This window comes from Streptomyces sp. NPDC054765 (genome assembly GCF_053612065.1).
On sequence record NZ_JBSHBP010000128.1, the window covers coordinates 1 to 8,615 of the forward strand.

The window sequence follows — 8,615 nt, forward strand, 5'->3', positions numbered from 1 at the left end:
GCCAGCGACACCGCCTCGACGCGGTGTCGCTGGCGGCGTTCGTGTCATGGAGCGGCGGAGGAGGCTGCGGCGCTGAATCTGTTCATGCACGGACTCGGAAGAGATCTTGTGGGTCTCCAAATTCGTGAGTCGAAGAAACCCCTCGCCGTCAGTCACATAGACATGAGTCACTCAGCCGACGGGAGCCGTCGCATCGATCTGGCCTTCGGGCCGACCACGGGGGGGGACGGGTTGAAGGGCAATCCGAATCTGCCCGGCTACACGGACAGCAGCTTCAACACCGCGTTCACCACGTTCTACCAGGGCACCCGGGGGCTGGTTCGCAACATCGCACTCCACATCGCCGGCACCGGCGTCGACCTCGACAACATGGCCCATGAGGCGTCCGGCGATCTTCTGGCGAGGGGCCCGCGGCGGTGCTCGCCGAGGCGCGGGCCATGCTCGACGAGGACATCGCCGTCAACCGTGCGGCCGTCGCACGGGCCGCCGACCTCGTCCGCACGCTCGGCCCCGACCGGCCGCTGCGTGTGCTCACCCACTGCAACACCGGCCGGCTGGCCACTGCCGCCGTGGGCACGGCCCTTGGGACCATCGTCGAACTCGCCCGGCGCGGGCGGATCGAGGAGGTCCTGGTGGACGAGACCCGGCCGCTGCTCCAGGGCGCCCGGCTCACCGCCTGGGAGTTGGGCGAAGCGGACGTGCCGTACCGGCTGTGCGTGGACTCCGCAGCGGCGGCCGCCATGGCGCAGGGACTCGTGGACTGCGTGCTCGTCGGCGCCGACCGGATAGCCGCCAACGGCGATGTGGCCAACAAGATCGGGACGTACGGTCTTGCGGTGGCCGCGGCCCGGCACGGCATCCCCTTCGTCGTCGTCGCCCCCCAGTCGACCTGGGACCCGGCTCTGGCCGACGGCTCGGGCATCGTGGTGGAGGAGCGCGCACCCGAGGAAGTAACGCACGTCGCAGGAACGGGAGTTGCCCCCGTGGACGCCCGGGTCTACAACCCCGCGTTCGACGTCACACCGGCCGACTTGGTCACCGCGCTCGTCTCCGAGAACCAGACCGTACGCCCCCGCCTGGCCCGGCAGCGGCTCGCCGCCGACCTCGCCCGCTTCTGCCGGGACCTGTACCAGCGCGGCTGGATGCCCGGCACGTCCGGCAACCTCTCCGTACGGCTGCCAGGGCCCGAGGGGCGTGCGCTGATCACCGCCAGCGGGCGGGACAAGGGAGAGCTCACGCCGTACGACATCCTGCTCGTGGACGCGGAGACGGGCGAGAGCGCCGAGGCCTCCGAGCTGCGGCCGTCCGCGGAGACCTCGATCCACGCCGCCGTCTACCGCACCACCGACGCCCGCGCGGTCATCCATGTCCACTCCCCCTATGCCACCGCCATCGCCTCCCGGTACGGGGACACCGACCGCACCACATCCGTGCCGCTTGAGCGGTTCGAGCTGCTCAAGGGACTCGGGCTGGCCGACCCGTCCCGCACCACCCTGCCGGTCTTTCCCAACTGGCCGCATGTGCCACGGATCGCCTCCCAGGTCGCGGACCACCTGCGCGACGCCGCACCGGCGGCGCCCGGCCTGCTCATCACCGACCACGGCGTGACGGTCTGGGGCAAGGATCTCGCCCAGGCGCGCAACCGGCTGGAATGCCTGGAGACCATCTGCCAGTTGATGGTCCTGACCCCTGCGCCGCGCGGCGGCGACCGGAGCCCGGGTCAGGCCCCCGAAGAAGCCCGAGAAGAAGCCCGAGAAGAAGAGGGGACACTCTCGTGACACTGCTCCATGTGATGCCGCAGGACGCACCGGACACCGTGCTGCTGCGCACCCGGGATCCCGAGACCATCGCCGTGGAACTGCGCAAGTGTGACGTGGAGCTGCGCCACTGGCCGCTGCGCGGGCCCATCACCCCCGGCACCGGCGAGGACGAGATCCTCGCTCGCTACCGCCCGGAGGCGGACGACCTGTGCGCCCGCGAGGGCCTGCGGCACGTGGACGTCGTCCAGCTGCACCCCGAGGACAGCCCCGAGTGGCGGGAGCGCGCGGCGGCGGCCCGCAACGCCTTCCTGGAGGAGCACCGGCACGCCGAGAACGAGGTCCGGTTCTTCGCCCACGGCACCGGCTGCTTCTATCTGCACGTGGCCGACCGAGTGTTGGCGGTCGTGTGCGAGGCGGGCGATCTGCTGTCGGTGCCGGCCGGCACCACGCACTGGTTGGACATGGGGCCGCGCCCCGAGTTCTGCGCCATCCGCTTCTTCGAGGAGGAGGACGGCTGGGTCGGCGACTTCACCGGCGACCCCATCGCCCAGCGCTTCCCCCGCATCGACGCACTGCTGGCGGAGACAGCGTGAACCACCGTGCTGCGCCGCCGCTCCGGGCCGACGCGGTGGTCCTCGACATCGAGGGGACGACCGGCTCGGCTTCCCATGTGCACGACGTGCTGTTCCCCTATGCCCGGGAGCGGTTCGCCGGATGGTTCGTCCGGCACCGGGGCACCGAGCGGCAGGCCGCGGTCCTCCGGCAGATTCGGGACGCCGACGGCCGGCCGGACCTCGACGAGGCCGGAGCGGTCCGGGCGCTGCTCGCCTGGACCGACGCCGACATCAAAGCCGCGCTCCTCAAGGCCGTCCAGTCTCTGATCTGGGCCGAGGGTTACGCGGACGGAACCCTCACCGGGCACGTGTACGACGATGTACCCCCGGCGCTCGAACGCTGGGCCGGGGGTACATCGCCCGCTACATCTACTCCTCCGGTGCCCGCGACGCCCAGCGGAACTGGTTCGCCCACACCGCCCACGGGGACCTCACCGGGCTCCTCGACGACTACTTCGTCCTGGAGAACGCCGGCGGCAAGCACGACCCGACGTCCTACCGGACGCTGACCCGCGCCATCGGCGTACCGCCCGGCCGGACCCTCTTCCTCAGCGACTCGCCGGCGGAGCTGGACGCCGCCACCGCCGCCGGCTGGCAGGCCCTCCACGTGCAGCGCCCGGAAGACGCCTCCGAGGCGGCGGCGAGCACCTACCCCACAGTCCGCACTCTGACCGACGTACGGCTGGAACGAGAATGAGCGAGGCACGACACACCATGAGCGAGACCTCCGCGGAGATCGGCGTTCTCGGCGGCAGCGGGTTCTACGAACTGCTCGCGGACGCCGAGCAGGTGCACGTCGACACACCGTACGGCGAGCCGTCCGCCCCCGTCTCGGTCGGCACCGTCGCCGGCCGCCGCGTGGCGTTCCTGCCCGGCACGGGCACGACCACCGCTTCCCGCCGCACCGCATCAACTACCGGGCGAACATCTGGGCCCTGCGCTCGTTGGGCGTACGGCAGATCCTGGCGCCGTGTGCCGTGGGCTCCCTGCGGCGCGACCTGCCCCCGGGCGCCATCGTCGTACCGGACCAGCTGGTGGACCGCACCAGCGGCCGCATCCAGACGTACATCGACGAGGGCGCGGTGCATGTGCCCTTCGCGGACCCGTACTGCACGGCCGGCAGTGCGGCCGTGGCCGCTGCCGCGGGCGACGAGGTGCGGACCGGCGGCACCATGGTCGTGGTGGAGGGGCCCCGCCTCTCGACCAGGGCCGAGTCCCAGTGGTTCGCCGCGCAGGGCTGGTCGCTGGTCAATATGACGGGGCACCCGGAGGCCGTGCTCGCCCGCGAACTGGCCGTCTGCTACACCTCGCTCGCTCTGGTGACGGACTTCGACGCGGGCATCGACGCCGAGGAGAGCGTCTCCCAGGAAGAGGTCTTCGCGGTGTTCGCGCAGAACATCGAGCGGCTGCGCGGGATCGTCCTGAAGACGGTGGAGGCGCTGCCCGAGCAGCGGACATGCCACTGTGCCCACGCGCTCGACAACCTGCACCTGCCGTTCGAAATGCCCTGAGTATCCGCTCCACGACCCGATCCCGGCACCCTCGCCCGGGCAAGGGCGACCGGACCGTGCCTCACCCCACCCCCTCGATCGCCTGCCCGGGAAGCGGCCGGGGCCGAGGAGGCCGACCCACGCGGCCGCCGCAAGCCAACCGTTGTGGGTCGACAGTCGCCGGCCTGCGGCGATACCAGGGCGAGGGGCCCACCCTTCCGTCTGGAGAGTGGGCCTCTCAACTGCACGTTTCGCGGGCGGACATGAACCTCGCCGCACCGCCGGTGGCGGCCACTACCGTGGGCGGCTATGACCGACAACAGCATCTGGGACTATCCCCCCGACGCCCCCGTAGCCCGCATCGGCGCGTTCCGCCTGACGATGATCGAGCGGCCCTTCCCCGGCCCACACGGCTCTCTGCCTTCCCACGACCGGGCCCGAGCTCGCGATATCGCCGCAAGCCTCACCACCGTCGAGGAGATCACCGCCGAGCTGGAACCCCGCCGCACCAGCGACGAGTTCCCTCATGAGACCCGGGCCGATCTCGAACAGATCCAGGTCGGCTGCTGGGGACCGGTTACCGAGATCACGGATGCGGCCTTCGCTCACCGCGGCGAGTTCACCCCCTTGGCCGAACACGCCGAAGCCCTGGCCAAGCTGCATCCGAACACGGCCCTCATCGGATCGGCCACCGTCGACTTCTCCCTCCGCTACCGGTGCTTCCTCTTCCTTCACCCCGACGGAACCCGTCTGTGGGCCGATGGATGGGCCGGTGAAGACCCCTGGACCGTCAACGGAAACGTCCAGGACACCCTCGACGCCTTCGCCGCCCACAACGCCCTGGAAGACGTCGACTTCAACGCTGACGCCGAACCCCGCGTCATGGCCTGGAGCGAGCTGGAAGACGCCGTCCTGCATACCCTCATGCCCGTCAGGTGGCGCGAACGGACGGTGTCCGTCTTCCGTGTGCGGCGCCCCCGCGAGGTGGCCGTGAACCTGGAAGAAACCTGGCTCGAAGAGTAACGATCCGACCACGACAGCTAGTTGGGCGAAACGATCGCCCGAATCGGACCCCGCTCAGACGGCGGCGACTCTAAGGTTGGCAAGTCGCCGGCGCCGCACTCTTTCCAGACGACTCGGAAGCCCCAGCCCCACGCGGCGCGTCCGGCACGGGCTTCTCAGGGGGAGAAACCACGTGACCATCCCGATATTACGGCCGCACGGCCGCCCAGCGCGCCTGTGGGGGCGCCTCACGCTCGCCATCGGCGCAGCAGCAGCCGTCAGCCTCGCCGGGCTTCCCGGACTCCAGATCAACCAGGCCGAGGCCGCACCCAAACCGCAGCGCTGTGACGAGAAGTACCTCGGGCACAGCTACGGCACCACTCCGCCCAACTCCGGTCCGCCGCTCAACGGCGACTACGACCCGTACCCGACCGACGAGAACTACACCTACACCAACCCCGCCAGGGACTTTGACGGCGTCCTTGCACCCACCAAGGAGCAGCTCGACAACGCCGGAACCGACTACAAGTCATGGCAGAAGAAGTTCGAGAAGACCGGCAAGCCCGAATACCGGGTCATGGAGATGTACGCCCGCTACCAGCGCCAGTACAACTCGTCCAACGGGTACAAGGAGTGGAACCGGTGGATGGACATCCGCTGGCTGGCCCCCCACGGAAGCCCGCCCCGCGGCGAAGCGTTCATGGCCCGTATGGTCAAGAAGTACAACATGATCGGCCCGGACTGGTGGTGTGAGGACACCCTCCAGTACACCGACGAGGACGGCAAACCGCAGAACAGGCGGGTGGATGCCCGCAACCGCGCCGAGGGCCGCAACGTCGAGATCAAGTCGAACGGCCACGTCGAAGACGACCAGATGAAGGCCGATCGGCAACTCGCCAAACAGCGCCCCAAGGACAAGTTCCAGTACCTGACCGGCGCGGCCACGGACAAGCCCAGCAAGGACAAGATCGAAGCCTTCAACAAAGACCTGAAGGCGGCACGCAACACCCGCGAGCCCCAGGCCGGCATCGTCGAACGTCGCTCCAACGCCATCGAGCGCCCGCAGAAGCCGAACAACTACACCAAGTACGACCCGCGCTTCAACGCCGACCCGCTCAAGGCCGGACGCTCCCCGATCATGGACCAGGCGCTGCGCTCGGGGAAGACCCCCGAGGAAGCCTTCCGCATCCAGAAGCAGTACCAGGCCAGCAACCGCGGCGGCTACTTCATGCGCGGACCCGGCGGCATCGACTTCTCCACGATGCAGCTCAACTACGTCTCCACGCCCGCCAAGGGCAAGGGGATGAAGTACTCGATGAAGGCCGACTACGCCAAGGATCCGGACGCCAAGCCCGGATACGGCGGCGAAGCCCGCCTCAACCTGGCCAACAACGCCTTCTTCACTTGGCTGGCCCTGACCCCCGACAAGTTCTGGGTCAACCTCAACCCGATCCGACCGGACCTCATCTTGGACAAGGAGTTCGCCAAGACCGACGCCGGCCGCATCCTGCTGGAAGCAGACCTGACCCTCAAGCACGACTACGCCGACGCGATGAACCCCGACAAGTACGAGCGCGGGGAACGCTTCTGGCGGGCCGCTCCCCGCACCGCGGAGGGTCAGCCTTGCCTGCCCATCATCCGCCAGTGGATCACCCCCAAGCCCGCCACGGTCCGCGAGCAGGACGGCGGCATCTACATCCTCGACGCACCCCTCAAGGTCAACATGGAGGTGCCGACAGGCCCGGACGTCCCGCCGAACACCTGCAAGATCAACGAAGCGCAGACCCGGCAGGCCGAAACCCTCCTCAAGACGGTGATCCGGCCCGAGCTGGAACGGCGCGTCAACAACGACCCGGCCTACGCCGACCTGCGCTACGTCTACCGCTCCCGCGTCGCGGCCGAGCACGTACGCCGCGCGGATGCCGCCCACCTCACCGACTTCCACAAGATCATCAACAGCAACAACATCTCCAAGTGGAAGCTGCGCGCCCCGAACCAGAACTGGGACAAGAAGACCGTCTACGACAAGTACGTCCACTCGTTCAGGAACGGCGACTACAAGTTCAAGCGGACGTACGGCGGCAAGGTGTGGATCCTGTCCATGGGAGGGGTCGACTTCTCCAAGGCCCCCAAGCGCAACATCACGCGCACCCAGTTCAACCTTCAGCACCGCGACCTGGACAAGACCACCAAGACCTCCACCCAGACGGAGACCACCTACCGCGGCACCGAGCAGGTCTTCCTGGGCGCCTCGGGTGAGCGCGGAGGCGCCGGTGGCGAACCCACCCCGACGCCCACGCCGACGGACACCAGCAAGCCCACGCCGACGCACAACCCGTCGACTCCGGCGCCGGACCCGTCCACACCCGGCGGCGACCACAGCCAGCCGCCGGCGACAAAGAACCCCGACGGCGACCTCGCCCGCACCGGAAACAGCACCCCCGTGGGCCTGATCGCGGGCCTCGCCGCAGCGCTCGCCGCGACCGGGGCAGCACTCACCTGGTGGATGCGCCGCCGCAAGCAGGAGCCCACCAGCTGACCTGAGCAGGTGGTTGTGTCCATCGTGAGAGGGCTCCACCCCCACATCCGGGGGTGGAGCCCTCTCGCTTGGACTCCGCCCACCTGAGGCCGGAAAAGGGAGACGACCTCATAGGTCCGAACCCTGTGGACCACGGCCCACGCCCCCGTGTCACCCCACCCCGGGGAATGCCGGTCTGGCGGTCGGTGTGTCGGCCCGTCCCTTCTCGTAGACCGTCAGGCCCCGTGCCGCATGGAGCGGGACCAGGAGCAGTTCCACGATGAGGGCCTTCCAGGCGTGGATGAGGTTGACGGCCTTGGTGGCGTAGACGCAGAGGAGGTTCAACAGCACGCCGGACAGCGGGAGTTTGCGGCGGTAGGCGGCGCAGAGGAGAGGTGGCAGTGTCAGCAGAAGCTCGGCTCCGGCCCACCAGATGAAGGTGGTGGCGAGGGGCTGGCCCGTTGCTTCGGCACCGAGGAACGGGGTCGCCCACCAGAGGGGTGCGGTGAGGATTTCCAGGAGGGCGAGCAGGACCCAGAGGGCCAGGAGGGGTTTGTGGAGGATCAGCCGGCCTAGATGGAGGCGGACGTTCTGGCAGAAGCCGGCCATCCAGCGCCAGACCTGTTTGCGGAGGTAGGTGAGGTCTTCCGGGTCGGCGGCCAGGGCGACCGCATCGGAGACGTAGACCGCGCGTCTGCCGGCAAGCTGCTGCGACCAGGTGTAATCCATGTCCTCGACGATGGTGCGCTCGGGGAATCCGCCGAAGGCCATCAGATCGTCGCGGCGGAAGACGGAGTAGCAACCCGAGCAGACCATAGGGCTGTTGGCGCGGGCCTGGATGGGGCGGTGCCAGTGGAAGCCGAAGAGGTACGGCGAGGCGTCGTTGCAGGTCAGAGCATACTTCCGGGTCAGCAAGTCAGCACAAAGTCAGCATCGGCGACGCCATGCCGCGAAATTGGCCAGCTTTTAAGGCTATGCGACAAGCTGTGATCCAGACCTCCGCAAAATCCAGGGTCGAGACGCGATGCTAGTTGTCACACAGCACAACCGCCCTGCAATTAACAATCCCCACCGAAAGACTGCCTGCAGGTGCCAAGGAAGACCTCACCGCCATCATCGGCGCCGAACTCGACGGCTCTAGGGCCTGTGTGTGGTTGTGATCAATCAGTTGCCTGCAGGAGGTCATTGACCCAGATCATCGAGGCGCGGAGGTGGAGGCCGGCGAGGTAGC

Annotated in this window: 7 protein-coding genes and 1 pseudogene; 7 read left to right on the forward strand and 1 reads right to left on the reverse strand. The window is 68.6% G+C overall.

Features of this window, described 5'->3' with window-relative positions; translation table 11 throughout:
* Nucleotides 1-416 precede the first annotated feature (416 nt).
* The 7 genes and pseudogenes from mtnA to ACWGJY_RS37035 all read left to right on the forward strand — a co-directional run bounded on the left by mtnA (nt 417) and on the right by ACWGJY_RS37035 (nt 7,405).
* Nucleotides 417-1,778 carry an S-methyl-5-thioribose-1-phosphate isomerase gene (mtnA, locus tag ACWGJY_RS37005; protein ID WP_453265287.1) on the forward strand — a complete coding sequence of 454 codons (1,362 nt, stop codon included), beginning with the start codon at nt 417-419 and terminating at the stop codon, nt 1,776-1,778.
* Nucleotides 1,775-2,353 carry a 1,2-dihydroxy-3-keto-5-methylthiopentene dioxygenase gene (locus ACWGJY_RS37010; RefSeq protein ID WP_453265288.1) on the forward strand — a complete coding sequence of 193 codons (579 nt, stop codon included), beginning with the start codon at nt 1,775-1,777 and terminating at the stop codon, nt 2,351-2,353. Before mtnA ends, ACWGJY_RS37010 begins: the two co-directional genes overlap by 4 nt.
* Nucleotides 2,350-2,883 (forward strand): hypothetical protein, encoded by a 534-nt coding sequence (locus ACWGJY_RS37015; RefSeq protein WP_453265293.1) that lies wholly within the window; start codon nt 2,350-2,352, stop codon nt 2,881-2,883. The genes ACWGJY_RS37010 and ACWGJY_RS37015 overlap by 4 nt, the downstream gene beginning before the upstream one ends.
* The gene (locus ACWGJY_RS37020) at nt 2,880-3,071 is read left to right on the forward strand and encodes a hypothetical protein (RefSeq protein ID WP_453265292.1); all 192 of its coding nucleotides are present in this window, start codon (nt 2,880-2,882) and stop codon (nt 3,069-3,071) included. Before ACWGJY_RS37015 ends, ACWGJY_RS37020 begins: the two co-directional genes overlap by 4 nt.
* A gap of 17 nt (nt 3,072-3,088) precedes the next feature.
* Nucleotides 3,089-3,885: pseudogene (locus tag ACWGJY_RS37025) on the forward strand (S-methyl-5'-thioadenosine phosphorylase).
* A 288-nt stretch (nt 3,886-4,173) separates the two neighbouring features.
* Complete coding sequence (locus ACWGJY_RS37030) at nt 4,174-4,887, forward strand: DUF6333 family protein (RefSeq protein WP_453265289.1); 714 nt, start codon at nt 4,174-4,176, stop codon at nt 4,885-4,887.
* A gap of 172 nt (nt 4,888-5,059) precedes the next feature.
* Nucleotides 5,060-7,405: a hypothetical protein gene (locus ACWGJY_RS37035; protein ID WP_453265290.1), complete on the forward strand. Its 2,346-nt coding sequence runs from the start codon at nt 5,060-5,062 to the stop codon at nt 7,403-7,405.
* 150 nt (nt 7,406-7,555) lie between these two features.
* On the opposite strand, the gene ACWGJY_RS37040 is transcribed toward ACWGJY_RS37035, so the two are convergent.
* The gene (locus tag ACWGJY_RS37040) at nt 7,556-8,299 is read right to left on the reverse strand and encodes a glycosyltransferase (protein ID WP_453265291.1); all 744 of its coding nucleotides are present in this window, start codon (nt 8,297-8,299) and stop codon (nt 7,556-7,558) included.
* Nucleotides 8,300-8,615 lie beyond the last annotated feature (316 nt).